The sequence below is a fragment of the Sporolactobacillus laevolacticus DSM 442 genome, assembly GCF_000497245.1.
GTDB lineage: Bacteria > Bacillota > Bacilli > Bacillales > Sporolactobacillaceae > Sporolactobacillus > Sporolactobacillus laevolacticus.
The window spans coordinates 216551-241486 of record NZ_AWTC01000001.1 but is presented as its reverse complement, the minus strand read 5'-3'; the positions used below and the strand labels follow the sequence as shown (position 1 = coordinate 241486).

General features: G+C 44.8%; 24 protein-coding genes, 1 pseudogene and 1 other annotated feature. Of the genes and pseudogenes, 22 read left to right on the top strand and 3 right to left on the bottom strand.

Going from position 1 to position 24936, the window contains the following annotated elements; genetic code table 11:
* Window positions 1-51 precede the first annotated feature (51 nt).
* From P343_RS20585 to obgE, 6 genes are all read left to right on the top strand, one after another.
* The gene (locus tag P343_RS20585) at window positions 52-1233 is read left to right on the top strand and encodes a ribonuclease E/G (protein WP_023508580.1); all 1182 of its coding nucleotides are present in this window, start codon (window positions 52-54) and stop codon (window positions 1231-1233) included.
* Window positions 1234-1288: 55 nt separating this feature from the next.
* Window positions 1289-1363: a sequence feature (ribosomal protein L21 leader region), on the top strand.
* A 65-nt stretch (window positions 1364-1428) separates the two neighbouring features.
* Window positions 1429-1737 (top strand): 50S ribosomal protein L21, encoded by a 309-nt coding sequence (gene rplU, locus P343_RS20580; RefSeq protein ID WP_023508579.1) that lies wholly within the window; start codon window positions 1429-1431, stop codon window positions 1735-1737.
* 12 nt (window positions 1738-1749) lie between these two features.
* Window positions 1750-2079: a ribosomal-processing cysteine protease Prp gene (locus P343_RS20575; RefSeq protein WP_023508578.1), complete on the top strand. Its 330-nt coding sequence runs from the start codon at window positions 1750-1752 to the stop codon at window positions 2077-2079.
* A gap of 13 nt (window positions 2080-2092) precedes the next feature.
* Complete coding sequence (gene rpmA, locus P343_RS20570) at window positions 2093-2389, top strand: 50S ribosomal protein L27 (RefSeq protein ID WP_023508577.1); 297 nt, start codon at window positions 2093-2095, stop codon at window positions 2387-2389.
* Between the two features lie 364 nt (window positions 2390-2753).
* Window positions 2754-3305 carry a Spo0B domain-containing protein gene (locus tag P343_RS36260; protein WP_023508576.1) on the top strand — a complete coding sequence of 184 codons (552 nt, stop codon included), beginning with the start codon at window positions 2754-2756 and terminating at the stop codon, window positions 3303-3305.
* Window positions 3287-4570, top strand: a complete 1284-nt coding sequence (gene obgE, locus P343_RS20565; protein ID WP_023508575.1) for a GTPase ObgE — start codon at window positions 3287-3289, stop codon at window positions 4568-4570. The genes P343_RS36260 and obgE overlap by 19 nt, the downstream gene beginning before the upstream one ends.
* A gap of 9 nt (window positions 4571-4579) precedes the next feature.
* On the opposite strand, the gene P343_RS20560 is transcribed toward obgE, so the two are convergent.
* Window positions 4580-5116: a transcription repressor NadR gene (locus tag P343_RS20560; RefSeq protein WP_031263522.1), complete on the bottom strand. Its 537-nt coding sequence runs from the start codon at window positions 5114-5116 to the stop codon at window positions 4580-4582.
* Window positions 5117-5388: 272 nt separating this feature from the next.
* Here P343_RS20560 and P343_RS20555 point away from each other — a divergent pair, with 272 nt between their 5' ends.
* The 9 genes from P343_RS20555 to yajC all read left to right on the top strand — a co-directional run bounded on the left by P343_RS20555 (window position 5389) and on the right by yajC (window position 13331).
* A complete protein-coding gene (locus P343_RS20555; RefSeq protein WP_023508573.1) occupies window positions 5389-7101 on the top strand; it encodes a LysM peptidoglycan-binding domain-containing protein in 1713 nt (570 codons plus the stop codon).
* Between the two features lie 165 nt (window positions 7102-7266).
* Complete coding sequence (locus P343_RS20550; protein ID WP_023508572.1) at window positions 7267-7833, top strand: YhcN/YlaJ family sporulation lipoprotein; 567 nt, start codon at window positions 7267-7269, stop codon at window positions 7831-7833.
* Between the two features lie 255 nt (window positions 7834-8088).
* The gene (locus P343_RS20545) at window positions 8089-8817 is read left to right on the top strand and encodes a YebC/PmpR family DNA-binding transcriptional regulator (RefSeq protein ID WP_023508571.1); all 729 of its coding nucleotides are present in this window, start codon (window positions 8089-8091) and stop codon (window positions 8815-8817) included.
* A 163-nt stretch (window positions 8818-8980) separates the two neighbouring features.
* Entirely contained in the window at window positions 8981-9580 is a 600-nt protein-coding gene (ruvA, locus tag P343_RS20540; RefSeq protein ID WP_023508570.1) for a Holliday junction branch migration protein RuvA, read from the top strand.
* Window positions 9581-9595: 15 nt separating this feature from the next.
* A complete protein-coding gene (gene ruvB / locus P343_RS20535; protein WP_023508569.1) occupies window positions 9596-10603 on the top strand; it encodes a Holliday junction branch migration DNA helicase RuvB in 1008 nt (335 codons plus the stop codon).
* Entirely contained in the window at window positions 10603-10803 is a 201-nt protein-coding gene (locus tag P343_RS20530) for a DUF2905 domain-containing protein (protein ID WP_023508568.1), read from the top strand. The genes ruvB and P343_RS20530 overlap by 1 nt, the downstream gene beginning before the upstream one ends.
* An 18-nt stretch (window positions 10804-10821) precedes the next feature.
* Window positions 10822-11868, top strand: coding sequence for a tRNA preQ1(34) S-adenosylmethionine ribosyltransferase-isomerase QueA (gene queA / locus P343_RS20525; protein ID WP_023508567.1), 1047 nt, complete (start codon window positions 10822-10824; stop codon window positions 11866-11868).
* Window positions 11865-13010: a tRNA guanosine(34) transglycosylase Tgt gene (tgt, locus tag P343_RS20520; protein ID WP_023508566.1), complete on the top strand. Its 1146-nt coding sequence runs from the start codon at window positions 11865-11867 to the stop codon at window positions 13008-13010. Before queA ends, tgt begins: the two co-directional genes overlap by 4 nt.
* A 21-nt stretch (window positions 13011-13031) precedes the next feature.
* Window positions 13032-13331 carry a preprotein translocase subunit YajC gene (gene yajC, locus P343_RS20515; RefSeq protein WP_023508565.1) on the top strand — a complete coding sequence of 100 codons (300 nt, stop codon included), beginning with the start codon at window positions 13032-13034 and terminating at the stop codon, window positions 13329-13331.
* Between the two features lie 116 nt (window positions 13332-13447).
* Here the strand turns inward: yajC and P343_RS20510 are convergent, their stop codons facing one another.
* Entirely contained in the window at window positions 13448-13825 is a 378-nt protein-coding gene (locus tag P343_RS20510) for a TIGR04086 family membrane protein (RefSeq protein WP_023508564.1), read from the bottom strand.
* A 220-nt stretch (window positions 13826-14045) separates the two neighbouring features.
* On the opposite strand from P343_RS20510, the gene P343_RS20505 reads away from it, so the two are divergent.
* A complete protein-coding gene (locus P343_RS20505; protein ID WP_023508563.1) occupies window positions 14046-14582 on the top strand; it encodes a YetF domain-containing protein in 537 nt (178 codons plus the stop codon).
* Here the strand turns inward: P343_RS20505 and spoVB are convergent.
* Window positions 14579-16132: a stage V sporulation protein B gene (gene spoVB / locus P343_RS20500; RefSeq protein WP_023508562.1), complete on the bottom strand. Its 1554-nt coding sequence runs from the start codon at window positions 16130-16132 to the stop codon at window positions 14579-14581. The genes P343_RS20505 and spoVB overlap by 4 nt on opposite strands.
* A gap of 219 nt (window positions 16133-16351) precedes the next feature.
* On the opposite strand from spoVB, the gene P343_RS20495 reads away from it, so the two are divergent.
* The 6 genes and pseudogenes from P343_RS20495 to P343_RS20470 all read left to right on the top strand — a co-directional run bounded on the left by P343_RS20495 (window position 16352) and on the right by P343_RS20470 (window position 24924).
* Window positions 16352-16639, top strand: a complete 288-nt coding sequence (locus P343_RS20495) for a post-transcriptional regulator (RefSeq protein ID WP_023508561.1) — start codon at window positions 16352-16354, stop codon at window positions 16637-16639.
* Window positions 16640-16711: 72 nt separating this feature from the next.
* Window positions 16712-18953 (top strand): annotated as a pseudogene (gene secD, locus P343_RS20490) (protein translocase subunit SecD).
* 185 nt (window positions 18954-19138) lie between these two features.
* Window positions 19139-19486, top strand: a complete 348-nt coding sequence (locus P343_RS20485; RefSeq protein ID WP_023508560.1) for a LapA family protein — start codon at window positions 19139-19141, stop codon at window positions 19484-19486.
* A gap of 48 nt (window positions 19487-19534) precedes the next feature.
* Window positions 19535-21868, top strand: coding sequence for a single-stranded-DNA-specific exonuclease RecJ (gene recJ, locus P343_RS20480; protein ID WP_023508559.1), 2334 nt, complete (start codon window positions 19535-19537; stop codon window positions 21866-21868).
* Window positions 21869-21942: 74 nt separating this feature from the next.
* Window positions 21943-22455, top strand: coding sequence for an adenine phosphoribosyltransferase (locus tag P343_RS20475; protein ID WP_023508558.1), 513 nt, complete (start codon window positions 21943-21945; stop codon window positions 22453-22455).
* A gap of 291 nt (window positions 22456-22746) precedes the next feature.
* Window positions 22747-24924 carry a RelA/SpoT family protein gene (locus tag P343_RS20470; protein ID WP_023508557.1) on the top strand — a complete coding sequence of 726 codons (2178 nt, stop codon included), beginning with the start codon at window positions 22747-22749 and terminating at the stop codon, window positions 24922-24924.
* Window positions 24925-24936: the final 12 nt, after the last annotated feature.

The window sequence follows — 24936 nt, the reverse complement described above, 5'->3', positions numbered from 1 at the left end:
CTCTGTGTTGCACCCTACTTCGGCATTTGCGATAATGTGGGGAGAATACGGATGGCGGGTGATGTTGTGTCCGATGAAAAAGTAACGCTAGTCATGGAAAGAGAGGCGGAAGGAGTACGTGCCGCTCTTATGGAAAATCAGAAAGTCGTTTCTTTTTACTTCCAATCAGACTCAAGAGACATTCGCGTTGGTGATCTCTACCTTGGTAAGGTCTTGGACAATCGATTGGGCCAGGTCGGCTGGTTTATGGATCTGGGTAATGGTCGAAGCGGTTTTCTGCCCAGCCATAAATACGTTTCGGATTGTGCACCACAGGCAGGTGAGCTCCGGCTTGTCCAAGTCGATAAAGAAGCGCGAGATCATAAAGAAGCGGAGCTTACAGAACATGTGCAGATTACAGGAAAAAGCATCGTTTTTTTGCCAAAGAGCGCCTATGTTGCTGTATCGAAACGAATAGCGGAAGGACGCGGTGAACGTTTGAAAACAAAGGTGTCCGGATGGTGTTCAGCAGGAGAAGGTGCAATCATTCGCACATATGCAGAGGATCAAGATGTTGATGCACTCTATGAGGAATTTTCCAGGTTGAAAAAAATTTGGAACTCAATGAGGCAGCAGGCAGAGTGCGAAACGTCGCCGAAACGCATCCTCCGGCCATTTTCCTTCATCTCTGCGATTTTGAATGAAAATCATTTTCCCTCAACGTGCTCAATAGTTGCTAATTTTGATCTGAACGAGGACGAGCTTCCCGAGCATACGGACATTCGCATCAAAAATAATGAAAATCCATTCATTGCACTTCATCTCGAACCCATCTATCAGGCCGCGCTGCATCCCTTTGTGCCGCTGGAGTCAGGAGCATCGCTAGCCATTGAATACACCGAAACGCTGACAGCTATTGATGTTAATTCAGGATCAATGCTCTTTCAGAATAACTGGGAGGCTACAGCCTATAAAATCAATTGTATAGCCGCAAGAGAAATTGCTAGGCAATTGAGACTCAGGCAGATCGGCGGAATGATCGTGATTGACTTTCTGCGAATGAAAGAGGAATCAGACAGAAACAGATTATTACTCGAATTGGAAAATAGCACCAAAACAGATCCAAGTGCTGTGCATGTGTATGGCTATTCCAATCTTGGGCTTGTGGAAATCACACGGAAAAGGCAACGCTATGGGCTTCGTGATCGAGCTGTCGACCGCCTGAAGAAAAATAAAGGATTCATTGACAGATGAATAGGCTTTGTGTTAATATAACAACTGTTATTGTGTTGTTAGAGGACTTAGGAGCATCTCGCTCCAACCGCTCAGAAAAGGCTTTAATGTCTTTAAAGGCAGCCTTTCTCTGGCGAGTCTGAGAATGACAGAGTATGTTCGGAAATCATATGCTTTCATGTGATCCGAACATGATCCTAAAGGAGGTGCATCTGAATGTACGCAATTATCGAAACTGGCGGCAAACAGCTTAAGGTTGAAGAAGGAAAATCGATCGTTGTTGAAAAGCTTGCTGCTGAAGCAGGTGACACGGTTACTTTTGACAAGGTGCTTTTTGTTGGCGGCGAAACAGTTAAGGTTGGTGCTCCAACAGTTGACGGAGCGACTGTCACTGCGAAAGTAGTGGAACAGGGCCGTGACAAGAAAATCATTGTCTTCAAGTTCAAGAAAAGAAAGAATTATCGTCGCAAACAAGGACATAGGCAGCCGTTTACGAAAGTCGTTATTGAAAAGATCAATGCCTGAGGGTGATCTCCAGTGGTCATTTTGACGGTTCGGCGGGATCATTATGGAAAAATTTTTGCATTTAAATTGACAGGGCACGCAGACAGCGGTCCTTATGGACAAGATTTGGTCTGTGCGGCTGTTTCTGCCGTTGCTTTTGGCTCAATAAACGCAGTTGAGTCCCTGGCCAACCTGAGAATGGATGTGCAACAAAGGGATGAAGGCGGTTATCTTGAATGCGGAATTTCCGATTGTCCGGCTGATGCCAATCTGGAAAAAGCTCAATTGATCTTGGAAGCGATGCTCGTTTCAATGCGAACGATTGAAAAGTCCTACGGGCAATATATTAGAATTAGTGATTAAGGAGGTGCTGAACATGCTTAAACTCGATCTTCAGTTTTTTTCATCAAAAAAAGGTGTTGGTAGTACAAAAAACGGTCGTGATTCCATCTCAAAACGTCTGGGCGCGAAAAGAGCGGACGGACAATTTGTGACAGGCGGCTCGATTCTGTATCGTCAACGCGGCACGAAGATTTATCCGGGCACGAACGTTGGACGCGGCGGTGACGACACATTGTTCGCTACAGCGGACGGCGTTGTGAAATTCGAAAAGTTCGGACACGACCGCAAAAGAGTTAGTGTCTATCCTGTAGAAGCAGTTAAAGAAGCTTAATTATTCTTTAAGTGTGGAATAGTGAACTGAGGCGGCAGATGATTTTTTGCTCAGGCAAAGAATGACATCTGCCGCCTTTTTATAATGTAAGCAACCATAAAATCACAGTACAGTTAAGAACTAAAGATATACTGGACAAAGACCGCGACAATAGTGGAAACACTGTGATGGCTTGTTTACTTTGCAAGAAATCTTTTTTTAAACGATTGGTGAATCTAAATTATCTTATTCAAAATAAGCTTTCTCGAATGATCAGCAATGAAAAAAAGTAATGGTAGTCGTGTGACGCTATGACCATATTGAGCCTTTCTATTTCTGATATAATAGAGACTGGAGAAGAAATGGGAAAGGATGGCAAGCAGCCATGTTCGATGCGAAAGATGGAATAGAGCTGCTCGGCTCGGCGAGGCATGATTTTCTAAACGACTTGCAGCTGATTAAGGGATATCTTTTTTTGAAGAAACCGGAAAAGGCAGAAGAGGTTGTTAAGCGTGTAACGGAAAAATTATACAATCAATCTCGGCTCGCACATTTGCACATTCCGAATTGCGCAGTTTTTCTCATGAAGTACGGCTGGTCTTCACATGCTTTTCAATTAGTATATGATATTGATGGGCCGGAAAAGGATCTTTCAGCACATGATGAAGACCTAAGAGATGTTTTTCAAGTATTGTTCACTTTTCTTGAACAAAATGCTTCTCAGGTTGCGGATAATAAGGTCCGGGTTGTTATGGATACGGAAGTGGATCTGCGCATTCATCTCTTTTTTGAAGGACAGCTGAAAGACAACGCGAAAGCCGATGGGCAATTAAGCAAGCTGAACATGAATCATTCTTTTCAATGGGTTGAACACTATATGATAGTTAAAGACAGTAATAAAAGTGTGAGGTGGAATATGTGTTTGTCGATCAAGTGAATGTGTTTGTCAAAGGCGGAGATGGCGGAAATGGTATGGTCGCCTTCAGACGTGAAAAATATGTACCCGATGGTGGGCCAGCAGGCGGAGACGGAGGCAAAGGCGCCGATGTTGTGTTTGTGGTAAATGAAGGGCTGCGCACGTTGATGGATTTTCGCTATAAACGGCACTTTAAAGGGCAAAAAGGTGAAAATGGTCGTACAAAAAATCAGCATGGAAAAAGCGCCGGCCCATTAGTTGTGCAAGTTCCGCCGGGAACAGTCGTACGCGACAAAGCGAACGGACAAATCATTGCCGACCTTACCGAAAATGGCCAAACCGCAGTCATTGCTGCCGGCGGTCGCGGCGGTCGTGGAAATACCCGATTTTCAACACCGGCTAATCCGGCGCCTTATATTTCTGAAAACGGTGAACCTGGTGAAGAACGTGAAGTACAACTTGAATTGAAACTGCTTGCGGATGCAGGGCTTGTCGGATTTCCAAGTGTTGGAAAGTCGACTCTTCTTTCCGTTGTGACCTCCGCGAAACCCAAAATTGCTGCATATCATTTTACGACTCTTGCTCCAAATCTTGGCGTTGTGTCCGTGGATGAAGGGAGAAGCTTTGTGCTTGCCGATCTTCCTGGGCTGATAGAAGGCGCGAGCAGTGGCGCGGGACTCGGTTATCAGTTCTTGCGTCATATTGAACGTACAAGAGTAATCATTCATGTCGTTGACATGTCCGGGAGCGAAGGAAGAGATCCTTATGATGATTACACGAAGATTAATGAGGAATTGAAGAGTTATCAGCTGCGCTTGCTTGAACGTCCGCAAGTGATCGCGGCGAGTAAGATGGATATGCCGGATTCAGAAAAAAATCTTGAGCTTTTTAAAAAGAAAATTGATCCTGAGATTCCAATTTTCCCGATTTCTTCATTAACTCAAGCGGGTCTTAAAGAATTGATGAGTGCTGTATATGAACTCATTCTGACTACTCCTGAGTTTCCGATGGAAGAGGCAGGAAAAGAAGATGATAAAGCGGTCTATACTTTTGAAAAAGAAGAGGTACCTTTTGTTATTTCAAAGGATGATGACGGTATTTACAATGTGTCCGGTCCGAAAGTGGAACTGTTGTTTAAAATGACCAATTTCCAACATGACGAAGCGATCAGGCGATTCGCTAGACAATTGCGCGGCATGGGTGTGGACGATGCACTGCGAGAGAAAGGCGTGACTGAAGGCGATACTGTACGCATTATGGACTTTGAATTTGAATATACGGATTGAACAGGCAGGTTACAGCAGATAACCTGCCTGTTTTAATGCTTGGACGGCACAATCGATCTGATCGGATGATTCCGCTTCTAGTTCATGAAGATGGACACCATCCGTTAAAGATGAGAGCAGAGATGCACCGGTTTTCTCAAGGTTTTTCACAAAAATGTGGACGTCAGACTGATTGCGGATCATCAAAGAACGAGTGATTTCTCCATAGAGCGGATGCTCGACGGTCACATTGAGCACAGTCACACCACAGGTAACAATCCGTGTCAACTCATCCTCGGTTTCATCGACAGTGTGATTACAGGCCACAATCTTTGTTATGAAATGAGACTGCGCTTTTTGAAGTAAGAGATAGCCTTGAGAAGTGGCAATGATTTTCTGTCCTTCAGCTTTGAGCAAAGAAATATCTTGTACGATTACTTGCCGGCTCACTTGCATTTCATCAGCGAGATCATTTCCTTTAATGGGGTCGGTTGCCTTTTTCAGACAAGCCATAATGGATTTTCTGCGCTCGTTTGCGGTTTTTCGTTTATATTTTGACTCAGTCATGAATAAACACTCCATTGTTTCATTTATTTTCATTATAAAACAAAATGAACCTCCTGTGCATTACTAGCTATTTCCTGAAGAATCGTTCGAAGTAATGTTTATAGGTGTCTGTTTGAAAAAGAGGACAACAAGAACCAACGTCAAGCAGGACGCCACTCCTTACCTTTTCCAGACTTTTCGAACACTCTCTATAAGTTTCCTTAGGAAAGAGTGGCAAAAAGCCTAAAGAAGCCATATATATAAAATGACTTTCACAGGAGGGATGGAATACCGTGAAATTATATGTTGTCCAAAAAGGCGATACTTTTGAAGAAATCGCGCGTAAACATGGCATGACAATTGACGAATTCAGGAAAATGAATACAGGTTTAACCGAAGATTCATTGGCTCAGGGGATGAAAGTGAAAGTGGCAATAGGCAAACAACCGCTTAAAAGGACGATAGCTGCCAGTGAAAGATCTGAAGTGTCCCATCAACAGCAACCAGCTCCGCCGCAACCGCAACCAAAACCAAAACAGCAACCAGTGCAATCACAACCGCAACCAAAACCTGCCCCAGTAAAGCAGGAACCGATAAGCCAACAGCCTGCAGTGGAAACTCCAGCACCAAAGCCAGTTCCACCGAAGCCAAATGTAAAGATTGAGGCTGCTGAGAAGCATCTAAATGCGAATATCGGGTCGCAAAATGCAGGAGAGGCGGCAACGGATTATCCTCAAATCCTTTATCCAAAGCAGCCTGTCTCTGCGGCGCAAAATCCAACTAGGATCAGTCCTGCTTCGCAGGGGAATATGGGAAGCGCCGTCAGTCCGGCAACGCAAGGTGGTATAAGTCCCTATTATCCGAATATGGGAAATGTAGTGAGTCCGTATACACTTGGAAGCAATCCCTATCCAACAGGAAATATGGGAAATGTAGTTAGCCCTGTATCTCAAGGAAGTATCAATCCCTATTATCCAAACACCGGCAGTGCGGTGAGTCCGGCAACGCAAGAAAGCGGAGCAACTCCATATTATCCGAACATGGGCAGTGTCGTAAGTCCGGCAATGCAGGGAAGCGGAGCAACTCCATATTATCCGAACGTGGGCAGTGTCGTAAGTCCGGCCACACAAGAAGGCGGAGCAGCCCCATATTACCCGAACATGGGCAATGAAGTAAGTCCTGCGACCCAGGGAAACGGAGCCAACCCGAAATATCCGGATATGGGCAGTGCAGTAAGTCCGGCAATGCAGGGAAGCGGAGTAGCCCCATATTATCCGAACATGGGCAATGAAGTAAGTCCTGCGCAAGAGAGCGGAGCTAATCCGAAATATCCGGATATGGGCAGCGCGGTGAGCCCTGCGGCCCAAGGTAGTGGAGCTAATCAAAAATATCCAAATATGGGCAGTGCAGTAAGTCCGGCCACACAGGAAAGTGCAGCGAATTCACTTTACCCAACAGAAATCGCAGGAGCTTATACGCCGAAACTCAAACCAATGCATCCTTATCACCCGACGGGACAAATGGGACAGATGAGTCCGTATTTCCCACAATTGCAGCCGTGGAAAGGACAACAGCCTCAGTATCCGATCAGTCATGAGACAATTGAGCTTGATCAAGCATACAAAGATGGAAAAACAGCGGGAATTAAAAGTACGCTCCCATGGTCTAACCCACAAACAGCTGGTGTCTCCCAGCAGGCACCACCTAAATTTAAACCAACTCAAAGTAGCCCAACGATGAACAAATCGAACACCGGAAAGATATCACCTGCTGGACCAGGATCAATCGGTGGTTATCCTTATCCTTATATGCCTGCAGCAAAACAGCAAGGGAAACCATGCGGATGTGGTGGTCCAATGCCGTATTCGCCTTATGGTCAGACGCCGGTTGCGGGCTATTATGGAGGAAACAAGCCACCGCATCCGCAGCCTGTTCCTTATTCTGCAATGCCAGGTGTCTTAGCACCTATTTATCAGCCAAATATATCAGGTCAGCCAAAAAAATAAAAAATGAACAAAATTTAGGGCAAGTGCTCACTTATGATCGCCATGCAAATATGGGCGATTTTCGAGCACTTGCTTTTGTTAAGATCTGCTAATTTAACGGAAAAAATTCTTAAGCGTAAAAACGCCTCGTTTCACACAAGATAAGTTGTGAAAGGGGGAGTTAAGTTGAAAAAAGTAATAATGACACTTGGAACAGTGCTGACTATGAGTGGACTACTTGCAGGCTGTGGTGCGAATAATGCCGCTTACAACCGTCCAACCGCACCGCGCAATGTGAATTATCAAACGGGTTATAATTATCCCTATAATAATCCTAACGCGGTGCCTGCGCCGAATTATACAGGTTACAACAACAATCAGGTTAACCAGATGAGCTATCAGGATGAAAGAGATCTGGCGAAACGTATCGCTAATCGAGCAGATTCGGTTAGCGGTGTGAAAAAAGCGCATGTCCTTGTTAACGGAAATACTGTTGTTGTAGGTGCTATTCCTGAAAGTGGAGTAACAGACAAAGCGAATTTAAGAAAAAAAGTTCGTTTGGCCGTTCTTCCGCTTGCAGGTAACCGACAAGTCCTTGTATCCACCGATAAGCGTTATTTAAAAAGAATAACGGCAACCGAAACAACGTTTAATGCAGGCAAAGCTACTCGCGAAGCGCGATCAGATGTTGTCGGCATCATCAATGATTTATCGAAAGCATTAAAACGTCCATTTCAAAACAACACCAAATAACATTCATTTGGCAGGAAAAAGAGCAAGGGCAAAGCCCTTGCTCTTTTTTTCGGCATAAAAAATGGGTATAATGGGAACGGAATGAAATCTGCGGAGTACGTTGAAGTATAAGATGGAAGAACGTGGACCAGAGAAAGAACGCGAGTTGAGCAATCAGAAAACGGCTATTGTCGGCTCTTTTTTGGCATTCATGTTTACTAGATATATGCTTTAATCGTTAATCGGACCGCAATGATCATCGGGAGGAGAATGACTATGTCTGGACATTCAAAATGGAATAACATACAGCATAAAAAAAATGCATTGGATGCAGTACGTGGAAAAATATTTATGAGGTTATCCAAAGATATCTTTCTTGAAGCACGCCATGGAGGCGCCGATCCAAGCATGAATGCCGGATTAAGGCATGCCATCGAAAAAGCGAAAGCAGCGAATATGCCGAATGACAATATTTCCCGGGCAATCAAGAAAGCGACTGGTAATCTGGATGGCGTGACTTATGAGGAAATTACTTATGAGGGATACGGACCTGGTGGTGTAGCGGTTATGGTCGATGTTCTGACGGATAACCGAAATCGTTCGGCATCTGAAATTCGCCACGCATTTTCGAAAAGCGGAGGCAATTTGGGCGAATCAGGAAGCGTTTCTTTCTTGTTTGACAAGCAAGGCATTATCGAGATTGAAGCTAAAGATGGATTAGACGAAGACGAGGTCATGATGGACGCCGTTGACGCAGGTGCAGACGATATGAGAACGGAAGATGACCGTTTCATTATTGTGACGACACCTGCAGCATTTGAAGAAGTTAGAAAAGTGCTGAGTGAAGAAAAGGGTTATGAAATTGACCGCGCAGAAGTAGCGATGATCCCTACAACAAAAACAGCACTAACTGGTACAGATCTCGAAAAGATGGAAACGCTGATTGAAACTCTGGAAGATAACGATGATGTTCAAGATATTTACAGCAATCTTGAAGAAGCATAACCCAAATTTGACTTGAATGATAAAGGAAGGGACATTCGGCGCCGGATGTCCTTTTTTCGTGTGGTTCATTTGGCTTTTCTTAGGACAAATGCCCTCCATATGATATGATAGACAAAGATGTGGTTTTTGCGACGTAGAATTGAACGGATGAGGGGTTAATTTAGTGTTTGATTATATTAGAGGCATCCTGACCTACCTTTCCGGAAACGGTATCGTTATCGAGCAAGGGGGATTTGGCTATCGGATAATTTGTGCGAATCCGTTTAGTTACCAGCCGTTGCTGAATAAAGAAACGAAGGTCTATCTCTATCAATATGTGCGAGAGGATGCAAATATTTTATATGGCTTTCAGACGAGGGAGGAGCGGGAGCTTTTTGTTCGACTGCTCTCCGTATCTGGAATTGGTCCCAAGAATGCGTTAGCCATCCTTGCCTCTGGAGATCCTGATGAAGTCATTCAAGCGATTGAAGCTGAAGACGAAAAATTTTTGACGCGGTTTCCAGGAATTGGACGAAAGACAGCAGGACAGATCGTTTTGGATTTGAAGGGAAAACTCAAGGAATTTGCGGTACGTCCAGTCGGTACACAGGCAGAACCTTCAGAAGAGCGACTGGACAATGCGCTTGCCGAAGCAGTCGATGTCTTGTCGATGCTCGGCTACTCCGAACGGGAAATTCGTAAGGTTGTTCCGGCTTTAAGAGAACAGGACCTTAGTGCAGAAAATTATGTTAAAGAAGCGTTGAAACGATTATCAAAAGTATAAAAGGAGGGCGTCGAATTGGAAGACGATCATTTGCTTTCAAGTGACTCAATTCTTGAGGATCAGGGGCTGGACCGATCCATTCGCCCTTCGGATCTGGACCACTATATTGGTCAGAACGAAATCAAACAGAATCTGAAAGTGTTCATCCGTGCAGCTAAAGAACGGCAGGAACCATTGGACCATGTCTTGCTGTATGGTCCGCCCGGTCTTGGAAAAACAACCTTATCAATGATTATCGCCACAGAGATGGGGGCAGGTATTCGTACGACATCCGGTCCTGCGCTTGAGCGCCCGGGTGATCTAGCAGCTGTCCTGTCCTCACTGGAACCTGGTGATGTGCTGTTTATTGATGAAATTCACCGGCTTCCGCGGCATGTCGAGGAAATTCTGTATCCGGCGATGGAAGACTTCTGTATGGATATTGTCATTGGCAAAGACGAGACGGCTCATTCGGTACGTATCAACTTACCTCCATTTACATTGGTTGGCGCAACAACGCGGGCTGGCTATCTGTCGCCTCCACTTCGCGACCGATTTGGGGTGATTAATCGCCTGCAATTTTACAGTCCTGAAGAATTGGCGATGATTATCAAAAGGACAGCAGCTGTTCTGCAAACGGAAATTGAAGAAGATGCTTGTTTTGAAATCGCTCGCCGTTCGCGGGGAACACCGCGTATTGCCAATCGGCTTCTGAAGCGAATTCGCGATTTTGCCCAGGTTGAAAGCGACGGCATTGTCGATCGTGCAACCACGCGTGATGGGTTAAGCAGGCTGCATGTCGATGAAGCAGGATTGGATCGGGTTGATCATCAATTATTAACAGGGATCATCCGTCAATTTCATGGCGGCCCTGTCGGTCTTGACACTTTAGCTGCGGCGATTGGTGAAGAGCGGCATACCATTGAGGATGTGCATGAACCGTATCTGTTGCAGATTGGTTATATTCAACGTACACCTCGAGGCCGCATGGTGACTGACCTTGCCTATGAACACTTTAATATTGAGAGGAAGGATCAGGACTGATGGGTGATTTTGGCAAAGGGTTAATGATCGCAGGTGTGGTCATTTTTCTGATTGGCCTTTGCTGGCCATTAATCGGACGGTTGCCTGGGGATATTTTTGTGAAAAAAGGAAATGTCACGTTTATTTTTCCAATAGTAACTTGTATCATCATTAGTCTTGTTTTATCACTTATTATGTATGTCATAAATCATTTTCGATGAACGGAAGAGAGTGCTGAAATGGATGTAACAGATTTTGATTATGAATTACCTGAAGAATTGATTGCACAGACGCCACTGAAAGACCGAGCTGCGTCGCGTCTTATGGTTTTGAACCCAAACAAAGAGCGGATTGCGCACCATACGTTTAGTGAGATTATCGATTATTTAAATTCAGGAGACTGCCTTGTGTTGAATGATACGAAGGTGTTGCCTGCGCGTTTAATCGGCCACAAAGAAGAAACTGGGGCGAAGATTGAACTCTTGCTTTTGAAACAAAAAGAAGGAGATTCATGGGAATGTCTGGCAAAGCCGGCAAAACGCGTACATGAAGGCGCACGCATATCTTTTGGCGACGGTATGCTTGAAGCGGTCTGCACACAGGAACTTGATGAAGGGCGGAGAATGGTAACCTTTAACTATAAAGGTATCTTTTATGAAGTACTGGATGCACTGGGGAAAATGCCGCTGCCTCCTTATATCAAAGAACAACTGGATGATCCTGATTTGTATCAGACAGTGTACGCCAAGCATCGAGGCTCCGCTGCAGCACCGACGGCGGGTCTTCACTTTACAAAAGAGCTGCTCGCTGAAATCGAGAACAAAGGTGTGCATATTGTTTTTATCACGTTGCACGTTGGCTTAGGGACGTTCAGACCAGTGAAGGTGGACAAGATCGAGGAACACACGATGCATTCCGAATTCTATCAGATGTCCGCTCAGGCCGCCGATCAGCTGACCCAAGCCCGTAAAAATGGAAAACGAATTATCGCTTGCGGAACTACCGTTATTCGTACTTTGGAAACCATTACTGCAAAATTTGACGGCGCGTTTGAAGAAACTTCGGGCTGGACAGACATTTTTATTTATCCGGGATTTCGTTACCGCGCTATTGACGGAATGATCACGAACTTCCATCTACCGAAGTCCACGCTGATCATGCTGGTGAGCGCATTCGCAGGACACGACTTTATTTTGAACGCTTACCGTGAAGCTGTTAAGCAAAGATACCGATTCTTCAGTTTCGGTGACGCTATGTTTATTGAGGAAGGAATTAATCATTCATGAGCAATGCTGCAGTTACTTACGAATTAATCAAGACCGATAAACAAACAGGCGCGCGCCTTGGAAAACTCCATACTCCACACGGCACATTTGACACACCGATGTTCATGCCGGTCGGCACACAGGCGACCGTAAAGACAATGAGTCCGGAAGAACTGAAAGAAATGGGCGCCGGGGTGATCTTGAGCAATACGTACCATCTCTGGCTCAGACCTGGTGAAGAAATTGTTGAAGAAGCAGGTGGACTCCATAAATTTATGAATTGGGACCAGGGGATTTTAACGGATTCCGGCGGATTCCAGGTATTCAGCTTAAGCAAACTGCGTGACATTTCTGAAGAAGGTGTTCATTTCCGTAACCACTTGAATGGGGCAAAGTTGTTCCTAACTCCTGAAAAATCAATCGCGATTCAGAATGCACTTGGTTCTGACATCATGATGGCCTTTGACGAATGTCCGCCTTTCGATTCTTCCTTTGATTACATGAAAACATCCGTGGAGCGGACAAGTCGCTGGGCCGAACGCTGTCTTGCTGCGAATAGCCATCCGGATAGACAGGCGTTGTTCGGTATCGTGCAGGGCGGCGGATTTAAAGAGCTTCGTGAGCAATCAGCAAGAGACCTCACTTCACTTGATTTTCCTGGTTACGCGATCGGCGGGTTATCAGTCGGTGAGCCGAAGGATAAAATGAACGAGATGCTGAGCTACACAACACCGCTGCTGCCATCAGGAAAGCCTCGTTATTTGATGGGCGTTGGGTCGCCCGATTCTTTAATTGATGGAGCGATACGCGGGATTGATATGTTCGACTGCGTGCTCCCGACACGTATCGCGCGTAATGGAACATGCATGACCGAGCATGGACGGCTAGTGATTCGCAATGCGAAATATGCCCATGATTTTGGACCAATTGATGAATCATGTGACTGCAAAGTGTGCCGGACATACTCACGCGCTTACATTCGCCACCTAGTCAAGGCAAATGAAACTTTTGGATTTCGTTTAACCACTTACCATAACCTTTATTTTTTGATAAAATTAATGGAGCGTGTCCGATCTGCGATAAAAGAAGACCGGCTGCTAGAATTCAGAGAATCATTCTTTGAGTCCTATGGTTTTAACAAACCTGATGCAAAAAACTTTTGAGAATAGAAGGGAAGACTTTCATTGAATCTGACAACATTTTTACCGTTAATTGTTTTCGTGGCGATTTTTTATTTCTTGCTCATTCGCCCGCAACAAAAAAGGACGAAGGAAACTCGGGAAATGCAGTCATCGCTTTCAAAGGGTGACAAGGTGGTTACGGTCGGCGGCCTTCAGGGTACGATTGATTCGATCGATGATCAGGCCGCGGTACTTCGCTGCGGCGGTACTAAGCTGACATTCGAACGTAATGCGATTCGCGGTGTCCTGAAGAAGTCCGGTACTCCTGAAACTACAGAAGTAGCGGAAAAAAGCGAAAACTAAAGACAAAAAGGAAAACGGCCAATTTGGCCGTTTTTTTTTGTGGAAATGCAGATTACCACCGTAGTTAGCCGATTGCATTTGCATCCATCGCGCCTTAGCACACAGTGGCACCCTTTTCAATGCTTAAGTGCGAAGAGGTTAACACCAATCGCGCCACCAAGAGACGCAGCAGCGATGTTGGCCACAAAGAAAAGATACTGGTTCAGACTTGGGTGCTGATCAAGTCCGAGGTATTGGAAGAATAGACTGAACAGGCAATAAGCAAGTCCGGTGATCGCACCAATCAGCAGTCCTTTTTCCTTCATTTTAGATCCGGAAATCACGCCTCCGATAAATAAAGCGACGATGGATATGATGATAGGGAGAATTGATCCATTCGTTTCTGCGTATGATGTGAACCGCAGAAGTGAAGCGAGCAAAAAGGCGGATGCAAGCACAATGATGATTGCTGCGATCATTCCATAAGTAACGGCGCTCAGCCAATGTCGGGACATTTTATCACCTCCATTACTATTGAATTGGCTTTCACACAAATGTTTTCCAGTTTGTTGGTCTAGACAATCAAGGCTCGTGCGTAAATTCATGCGTTGCCCAAATCGTTTTATACTTCATCTTATTCGGACGAGTCCGGTTTCATGACACATGTCCCATTCATGAAATCCGCGGCTTTGTTCATAATAAACGTATGACAAAGATTTTGAGAGGAGGAGTGGTATGGAGACATCGGCGACGAGAGTAATCTTTTTGGCGTTACTTTTACTTTTTGGTTTCAGAAAGACAATGTCCGAAAAAATTGTGAATCAATCGTGTGCTGAATTTTTGCTTATAATCGCTGCTGCAGAATTATCAGTAGTCGCGGTTGTTCAGCCCGACAAACCGTTAATGCCGCTCCTAGTACCGCTACTGATACTCATTTTTGCCTTTAGATCAAGATTTTTGCTTTACCGATTTACCGCTAACTGGTCGACTCGCGACCATTTGATACAGTATCACAACGATACTGAGAAAAAATCGGAAATAACTGCTGTCCAGTATCGACCAAACAACGCTCCCCCTCGAATGGGCTTATCACTCATTGAAAACGGAAAAGTTCGCGGAGACAATCTGAAGCAGATCGGCAAAACGCAATTGTGGCTCAGGCAGGAATTACGAAAATTTGGTTATCGAAATATTCGCCAGGTGAACTATCTGACCATGGATTCGCTGGGAAATTTCTATATGGATTTAAATAAGTACATTGGCAAAAATTAGTTTAGCCATTTTCCGATCAGCGGAAGCTGACTCAGCTGTTCTTTCTGCAACAGTCCGAGGAAGGAAGCGAGCACCAGGTAGAAAGTGGTTATCAAAGTGATCAGAATAAGTGTTCTCGGAAGAAGTGAGAATGCCATGAAGCTCCTTTGAATAAGAATATGTGCAACTAAGCCGGAAAAAGCGATCAGGATCCCGGTTCGGATATAGTCTCGAATAATCAGCGAAAAGCCAATGGCTTTGAACATGACGGCAGCATGCAGCACTGTGACAAGAATGACGTTCATGCAGATGGCAAGTGCAGTTCCTTTGATCCCGAATTCAGGACGGCAAGTGAGCAGAAAAAGCATGATCGTTTTGACAATCGCCCCGATCAGTGTGTTGTACATTGCTGCTTTGGCTAGATCAAGCGCCTGGAGAACGGCATGCATTGGTGCTTGAAAATAAAAAATCATGAAAAACGGAGTCATGAGATAGAGAAACTGGGCGGATTCAGGTGACTCATAAATAATAGCCATTAAAGGCTTTGCAAAAAAATAGGTTACGACAACGGATAGGCCTCCGGTGAGCATGGCGATACGCAGTGCCTGGTTTAATCGGTAATGGATTAGGTTAAAAGATTTACGAGCATAAGCTTCGCTGACCGCCGGTACAAGCGATACATGGAGTGCATGGGTAATGAAACTCGGGAGCAAGAGCAGCGTCATCGCGTAACCGGTAAGCTGGCCATAAAGTTGTGTGGATGCCGTGATGGAATAGCCCGCAATAACCAGAGCATGAGAAACAATCATCGGTTCGAAAAAATTGCTGAGCGATGCAATCAGCCGGCTACCCATAGTAGGAAGACCAATCCGGAGCAGATCCCTAAGTGTTTCACGCGTCCCTTTTAGTGAATTTTTCTTTGTGCCTTTTAGTTTGATGCCCTCTCCACGTCTGAACACGTGAAGCATGTAAAGCAGAGAGGCACATTCTCCTGCTGATCCGGCAATCATTGCTCCGGCTGCAGCAAACGCGACACCATAAGGCATTAAGAGATTTGCCAATGTGGCAACGAGCGAAATGCGCACGATCTGCTCAACAATCCCCGAATACGCGTAAGGCTTCATGTTACGAACACCTTGAAAATAGCCGCGTAACACGGAACTCACAGCGACAATCGGAATAACTGGTGTAATGGCAAGAAGAGGATAGACGACTCGCGTATCAGCAAACAGATATTTAGCTGAAATAGGAATGATAAGAAGCATGGCTGTAGTTAGAATGATACTGATAAATCCTACAATGGTCAGCGACCATGCAAGCACTAGCTTAATCTTTCGGTAGTTGCCGAAGGTCTGAGCTTCAGCAACCAGCTTGGAGATCGCCACCGGCAATCCGAGTTCAGTCAGAGTCACAACAAGAAGCATGGCAGGGAACGCCATCATAAACAAGCCGACGCCTTCATCACCGATGACGCGCGCAAGTACCATGCCGTTAATCATGCCGAGAATTCGTGTGATTAATCCCGCAGCCATTAATATAAAAGAACCTTTTAAAAAAGATTGTCGTGTCATCGTTTGTCCGCCTTTTTACTGAATAAATATGAAATCAATCATGTACGGTTTACCGCGATTGTGCAGGTGTCTTGCCGCGGGCTTAATGGAGTATATGCATCGAACAGGGCCAAGCATGACAAGCTGTCTCTATTTTCTTCAAAGCCCAATAGTCTATTGAATTTGTGTTTCGTATTCTTTCACAAATATGCTATTATAGGCATTATGGGAGGAATCGAAATGCCGGATGAAAGAAATGATATGGAAAAGTGGCGGACGATCATAGAGCCGTTTCTGCAAAGCAAATTGAATGAATTTCAACTGCTTGGTCTTAATCACTTGAAAATGGACGAATTCTGGCAATTCGTGAAAGAGTCTCTAGAAAAAAAGAAAGAAGAAAAGCCCGAACGAATACATGAAGTGGTTGCTGCTGTCATGGCGCTGACAGTGAACGATTACATGAATAAATTGCGCGTGGATCTGTTCAAAGACAGCTCGAACACTATTGACCAGTCGATCTTCAGATAAATGCATTTCGCACCGGGAGATGCTTTCGTTGCAGACGAGAGCCGGATTAAGAGAAGGGAGCAAGCTTAGACAATGGTAAAAAAAGGACCGATATTTTCCTTTTTTGCACTTTTAATTGTGCTGGGAATCATCATTGGTTTTGCAGTAAATCCCATCATACATAATGTGAAATTGGGACTTGACTTGAAAGGTGGTTTTGAAGTTCTTTATCAGGTCAAACCGCTGAAAGCAGGCCAAAAAATCGATAGTGACACGATGAGCAACGCCGTTGCTGCGATTAACAAGCGTATTAACGTATTAGGCGTAAGCGAACCAAATATTTCGATTGAGAACGGACACCGGATTCGCGTTCAGTTACCAGGGGTCAAAAATGAAAAACGTGCCCGTCAACTGCTGTCGACAACAGCGAAGCTTGAATTTCGTGATTATAAAGACAGGTTGATGTTGGACGGATCAGATCTGAAGCCAGGGAAGGCGAAAGTGGCATTCGACCAAATGAATAAGCCAATGGTTACCTTGCAGCTGAAGGATCCGGCCAAATTTGCTAGCGTGACAAAGAAAATTGCGAGTTACTATCCCAACAATCAACTTGTGATTTGGATGGATTACAAGAAGGGTGACTCATACCAAAAAGAAGTCGGGAAAAAGAATCATAAATATATTTCCAACCCGGGCGTGGAACAGCAATTAAACACTTCGGATGTTCAGATCTCTGGAAATTTCACGATGCAGGAAGCAACCACGTTGAAGGATCTGCTGAACTCAGGTTCATTACCGGTTCGAATGAATGAAATTTACTCGACGTCTGTCGGGGCTCAATTTGGACAAGACTCCATGAAAGAAACCATTTATGCCGGAGCGCTTGCGGTAGCAGCCATTATGCTGTTCATGCTTTTCTTCTATCGCTTGGGTGGCCTCATTGCCGACCTTACACTCGTACTTTACATGGCTATTGTAATGGGCGTGTTTGTCGGGTTGCAGGCAGTTCTTACCCTGCCGGGTATTGCTGCGATGATCCTTGGTATTGGGATGGCAGTTGATGCTAACATTATCACGCTTGAACGTATTAAAGATGAATTGCGAAGCGGTAAGTCGGTGCTTTCGGCATTCAAGGCAGGAAATCATCGCGCCTTGCCGACCGTTGTCGACGCCAACTTGACCACAATTATTGCAGCTGCTGTGCTCTTTGTGCTTGGAGTGAGCGCAGTGAAAGGGTTCGCCGTAATGCTACTGATCAGCAACGTGGTCACGTTCTTGACCTCCATTTATGGCGCACGTTTGCTTCTCGGACTTCTGGTCCACAGCCGTGCTCTTAACAATCATCCATGGCTGCTTGGCGTGAAGAGGAGGGATATCCGTGGAAATGAATGAAAAAATGAATTATAAACATTACAATAAATTTTATGACCACTTCGATTTTATGAAATACAGAAATGTGTTCTTTGTCATTTCATCTGTTCTGATTCTGCTTGGCATCATCTCACTTTTTGTCTTTAAGCTGAACTTGGGTATTGATTTCTCAAGTGGGACACGTGTGGATGTACAGAGCAAACAACCGATTTCCATTACAAAGGTTGATCAGGCATTTCGAGCAATGAATTATAGTCCTGAACGCCCGGTCGTATCAGGAACGCATAAGAATATCGCTACTGTGCGTATTAACGAAGAATTGAATCAGCACCAAATCGCAGCAGTTAAGAGCAAGATCAAAGATCAGTTTGGAATCGAACCAAACGTTAGCACGGTATCACCGCAAGTCGGACGTGATCTGGCGAAGAACGGTTTGTTCGCGTTGATTCTTGCATCAATTTTTATCATCATTTATGTCTGGATACGATTTGAATTCCTTCAGGGGCTCACTGCAGTACTTGCTTTGATTCATGATGCCTTTTTCATTGTGACGGTCTTCAGCTTGTTCCATATTGAGGTCGACATTTTATTCATTTCTGCTGTTTTGACAATTGTCGGTTATTCCATTAATGACACGATCGTAACGTTTGACCGAGTACGTGAAAACATTAAGTTAAGTAGGAAAAGGTTGTCTACCATCGAGGAATTTAGTGAAATCGTCAACTTGAGTATTCGCGAGACTCTGACTCGTTCGATTAACACTGTGTTAACGGTACTGTTACCGGTTATTCTCCTGCTCATCTTCGGCAGTGAATCGATTCGTACCTTTACCATTGCCCTATTTGTCGGTTTGATTTGTGGTGTCTATTCATCGATCTGCATTGCTTGTCCTCTATGGGCTGTATTGAAGGTTCGTTATCTTGATAAGCGTAAGAAAAAGAGAACCGTTCAGACTGAGGCATAAGAGGGTGTTCAAAAAGTCCGGGAAAAATTGCTGTCGAATCTCTACGTCAACTTGTTTCTCCGCTCCTCACGTATTGTTTGCATACGCTCTGGTGCTCGAAACGGCGTTTCCTTGACCTTCTCGGCCCTTTTTGTCCTCCTTTTTGAACAGACTTTTTAAGAATATTTAAAGATGGGGGCCGTCAAATGAAAAAACAGTGGAGAATACTTCTCGTACTTATTTTCACATTAATCATTGTTCTCTTTTCAATTGCTAATGTGGAAACTGTAGGCTTCAGCTTTCTGTTTGGCGTTGTCAGGCTGCCGCTTATTCTTGTAATTATCGGATCTGTTCTGATCGGCGCTCTACTGATCGGCTCGTTCACATATTCCGCTATTTATAGGCAGCGGCGCAGGATCAAGCAACTGGAACGTGAACTCCGCAGAATGATTGAACTTCATCCGGAAGATTCGGACAAGTTAAAGGTGGAAGGTATCGATGAAGGTGCGGAGATCCGTGAAACACGGACCGCTGAACGGCGGTCGAGAAAATAAAATCCGGCCTAAGCGAGAATCCGGTCGTTGAAGGAGGCGCAAAGGCGGATGCTGGAATCGAAAAATCATTGGATTGTAAAAAAAGTTGATGAAGAAAAGGTGCAGCGGCTCTCAGAGTCGCTGCATATTTCTGTGATCACTGCGCGGCTGCTTGTTGCACGCGGCATTGAGGATGCTGTGCCTGCCGAACGCTTTTTGCATTGCAGTGAGACTGAATTCTATGATTCTACGAAAATGAAGGGCATGAACGAAGCGTCTGCTAGAATTCGAGAAGCGGTGAGCAATAATGAGCCTATTCGTGTCTTCGGTGACTATGATGCGGACGGCGTCACATCCACCGCAATTCTTGTCCGCGCATTGCGGGCTATCGGTGCCCAAGTGTCCAGCTATATTCCGAATCGGTTTAAGAATGGCTATGGACCGAACGTAGAAGCCGTTGAGCAGGCAAAAAAAGATGGTGTCCGGTTAATCATAACAGTGGATTCCGGCATTGCTGCCCGCGAACCTGCTGAACGAGCAGGTTTGCTTGGAATTGATTACATTGTTACAGACCACCATGAACCACCAGAATTATTGCCAGAAGCGTATGCTATTCTGAATCCCAAGCAAATGGATTGCTCCTACCCTTTTAAAGGTCTGTCAGGAGCAGGTGTTGCACTGAAACTCGCTCAGAAAATATGCTCCCCAGAGAACTTTGATGAAAACTGGGTGGCTTTAGCTGCAGTTGGCACCATTGCTGACCTCGTACCGTTGGTCGATGAGAATCGCTTAATCGCCACGAGAGGTTTAATAAAAATCAATGAGGGATCCTTGGCCGGCATTAACGCACTAAAAGCGAAAGCATCAGGCACCGGTCCAGTTGACAGTGATGTGATCGGTTTTCAGATGGCTCCCAGGCTCAACGCCGCAGGTCGTATGGATGATGCACAGATTGCACTAGACTTGCTTCTCTCAGACGATCCGGATGAATCAGCAATGGCTGCCGAACAGCTCGAATCGCTTAATCAGGAACGCAGGTCGATCGTGGACCGAATCGCCAAAGAGGCTGATGAGCAAGCAGCCGGTTATGTCCGTCGAGGAGATAAAGCGCTTGTTCTTACCGGAAAAAATTGGCATCAAGGCGTGATCGGTATTGCGGCTTCGAAAATTGTCGGCAAATATTATCGGCCGGTGATTATTCTGAGCGTGGATGAGGAGACAGGAGTGGCGAAGGGATCAGGACGCAGCATTGATGGGTTTGATCTTTATCAAGGACTCCAGGACAGTTCAGATCATCTCATTCAGTTTGGCGGTCATAAAATGGCAGCCGGATTGACGCTGGCAAGCTCAAATATTGATGCATTCAGAGACGCTTTTAATGCTGTCGCGGATCGATCGCTTAATGCTCAAGATCTTATACCGCGTATGGTTTGTGACGGTGTGTCATCCGTTGATGAGATTTCGGTTGAACTGATTGACGAATTGTCTCGTTTAGCGCCGTTCGGCACGGATAATCCGCGTCCAATTTTTCAAATCGAAAAAGCGCCATTGTCGAAGTTCGGCGCTGTTGGCCGTGACAGCAGCCATTTAAAACTGACGTTTAAAGGTCAGGACAAGGAGCTGGACGCAATCGGATTCGGCTTTGGAGAATGGCTAAATCTGATTTCGCCGATTGATCATGTAGCGGCCGTTGGCGAACTTACCATAAATGAATGGAATGGATTCAGAAAACCGCAATTGCTGATCAGAGATCTGCGCGTGGAAGATATTCAAGTGTATGACTGGCGATCATTAAAAGCAATTCGTGAAAAAATAGATCAAGTTGCTGAAAATTCGGTGACGCTTCTTGCTTTTCATCAGGAAACCATTGAACATTTTCAGTTTGGCGGCGCAATCACCAATTATGAGCCGGGGGTGGTCATACACGACCATGCGCTAGTTCTTCTTGATCTTCCTGATGAAGAAAGCCAGCTCGCGCGATTGATTGAAGAAAATGCCCATGTGAACCAGTTTTACTGTGTTTTTTACCACGCAAATGATCATTATTTTTCTGCTTTTCCTGCACGTGAACATTTTGTATGGTATTATGCGCTGATCCGCCAAAGACATTCATTTGACTTGAATGCGATGATAAGACAGATTGCGGGTTATAAAGGCTGGTCTGAACACTCAATTTCATTGATGACACAGGTGTTTTTTGAACTTGGTTTTGTTAAAATAGAGAAGGGCGTTTTGACAGAAATCCCGTCACCGGTTAAAGCACCCCTGACGGCATCTGAGACCTATCAGAGGGAAAAAGATCAGCGTGAGCTGGAAGCTCGTTTCTGTTACTCGCCAATTGCTGAAATTAAAGCATGGATGCTCAAGTATTTGGAGAAAGAGCCCGTATCAAGTGATGAATAAAAGAAAATAGATGATTTATAGTGAGTCATAGATAAAGATTGGAATCAATTAGTGAAACGGAGCGAAAACGAATCATGGATTATAAAAAATATATTATGTCAGTCATGGATTTCCCAACAACAGGCATTAATTTCAGAGACATTACCTCTTTACTGGAGGAGGGACCTGTCTATCAGTCTGCCATTAATGAATTAGCCGCATTCGCAAAGAGTAAAAATGCGGAAGTTGTTGTCGGACCGGAAGCACGCGGATTTGTGATCGGAGGACCGATCGCGTATTCCCTTGGTATCGGTTTTGTTCCCGTACGTAAACCTGGAAAACTTCCTCGTGAAGTAGAAACGGTTTCCTACGAAAAAGAATACGGAATTGATACCCTATGTATCCATAAAGATTCAATTAAGCCGGGACAGCGTGTCATTATAACCGATGATTTACTCGCGACAGGCGGCACCATTGAAGCGACCATTAATCTGGTAAAACAGTTGGGCGGTGTTGTTGCTGGCGTCGTATTCCTTATTGAATTGACAGGTCTTAAAGGAAGCGAAATACTTAAAGATTACGATGTGCTGTCACTGATCAAGTATTAAGTGGTTTCGTCGGAGTGCCTGAAAGCAGGGCACTCTCTTTTTCTCTAATGAACAAGACGCATTGCAGGTTTTATGGACACACGGAATGGGTAAACTGAACGGTAAACACTTTACAATAACTGCACTTTCTCTGATAATATTCATTATAGGTTCCGATTGCTTGGGTCAAAAGTAATCGAAGAATCGGTACCCGACTTTATAATTATTTATCTGAAATTACTCAATTTTATTGTTTAAAAGATTCTGATCGCAAAAGCCCGGAAAGAGGCTGCGCATACAGGTGATGATATGATGACGATGGAAGAACTTATTCAACAAGCATCTACCTATTTAGATGAAAAAGATATCGCCTTGCTTCGCGAAGCATACGAATTTGCGGACAATGCTCATAAGGGACAATTCCGCAAATCAGGCGAACCTTATATAATGCATCCGATCGAAGTAGCCGGTATTCTGGTTCAATTGAAAATGGATGTGATTACGATTGTCAGTGGATTCCTACACGACGTTGTGGAGGATACCCCAATCACACTCGAAGATATCCGGGCAAAATTCGGAGACAATGTCACCGAATTGGTTGATGGTGTGACTAAACTAAGACATTTTGAATATACGTCGAAAGAAGATCAGCAAGCGGAAAATCATCGCAAAATGTTCGTTGCGATGGCGCGCGATCTGAGATGCGTCATTGTCAAATTGGCAGACCGTCTGCACAATATGCGAACATTGAAGTTTATGAGCCAAGAGAAGCAGGTTCAAAAGGCTAATGAGACCTTGGAGATCTTCGCTCCTCTGGCGAATCGTTTGGGTATTTCTGCGATTAAATGGGAGCTTGAAGATATTTCACTCCGTTATCTGAAACCGCAGCAATATTACAAGATTGTCAACCTCATGAAGCAAAAAAGAGATGAGCGTGAAGCGTATATTGCACAGGTCGTCGAAGACCTGAGAGAATATGTTAAGTCCGTACATATTGAGGCTGAAGTATCTGGCCGGCCGAAACATATTTATAGTATCTATCGCAAAATGGTCAATCAACATAAACAATTTAATGAAATCTATGATCTGTTCGCTGTCCGGATCATCGTAAAGAGTATTAAAGATTGCTATGCCATTCTTGGTATTATTCATACGCACTGGAAGCCGATGCCGGGACGTTTTAAGGATTATATCGCGATGCCTAAGGCCAATATGTATCAATCTCTTCACACAACCGTGATCGGTCCTAAGGGTGACCCGCTTGAGGTGCAAATTCGTACTGAGGAAATGCATGATGTTGCTGAATACGGTATCGCTGCGCACTGGGCTTATAAAGAGGGCAAGGTCAAGAACATTAACAACAAGTTTGAGGACAAGCTCACCTGGTTCCGAGAAATTCTGGAATATCAGAATGAAACGGATGATGCCAAGGAATTCATGGAATCGTTGAAGATGGACCTGTTTTCCGACACGGTATTTGTGTTTACGCCGAAAGGTGATGTAATCGAGTTACCGGTTGGTTCAGTGCCGATTGACTTCGCTTACCGGATTCATACGGAAATTGGTCATAAGACAGTGGGTGCCAAGGTCAACGGGAAAATGGTGCCGCTTGATTATAAGTTGAAAACCGGTGATATTGTCGATGTGATGACATCCAAGCATTCCTACGGACCAAGCCGCGACTGGTTGAAGATTGCGCAAAGCTCTGCTTTCAAAAACAAAATCAGGCAATGGTTTAAGCGCCAGCAGCGTCAGGAAAACGTGGCAAAAGGCCGAGAAATGCTTGAGAAAGAATTGCGCAGTCAGAACTTGAGCCTTAAGGACAATTTGACTGAGGAAAAAATTAACAATGTTGCGAAGAAATTTAACTTTTCTCATGAAAATGAACTGTTCGCAGCAATCGGATACAGCGGCATTACCGCAAAACAAGTTGTCACGAGACTGACTGAGGACGACCGAAAGACTCCGGAAACCACTGAATCCGAGGAACGAATGAAGCAGCTGTCAGAGACAAAGCCAGCTCCGACTCAGCATCGTAAGACATCGCTTGGTGTCAGAGTCAAAGGGGTCGACAATTTGCTTGTTCGGCTTGCGCGCTGCTGCAACCCTGTTCCTGGTGACGCCATTGTTGGTTATATTACTCGAGGCAGAGGCGTAACAATTCATCGGGTGGACTGCCCTAATATTAAGAATGAAGAAGAGCAGCGCCTCATGAAGGTTGAATGGGAGAACAGCGAATCAAAATCAAAAGAGTATAATGTCGATATTGAAGTCACTGCCTATGATCGCAATGGCCTCTTGAACGAAGTACTCCAGTGTGTTTCCGATTCCCACACTGCGATTAACGGTATATCCGGACGGGCAGATAAAAATAAAGTGGCCACGATTCACATGACGATCGCCATCACCAACATCGATCACCTCTATCGCGTGGTAGAGAAAATCAAGCGGATCCCGGATATTTACTCGGTGCGCCGTGTGATGCAATAGAAAAGGATGAAC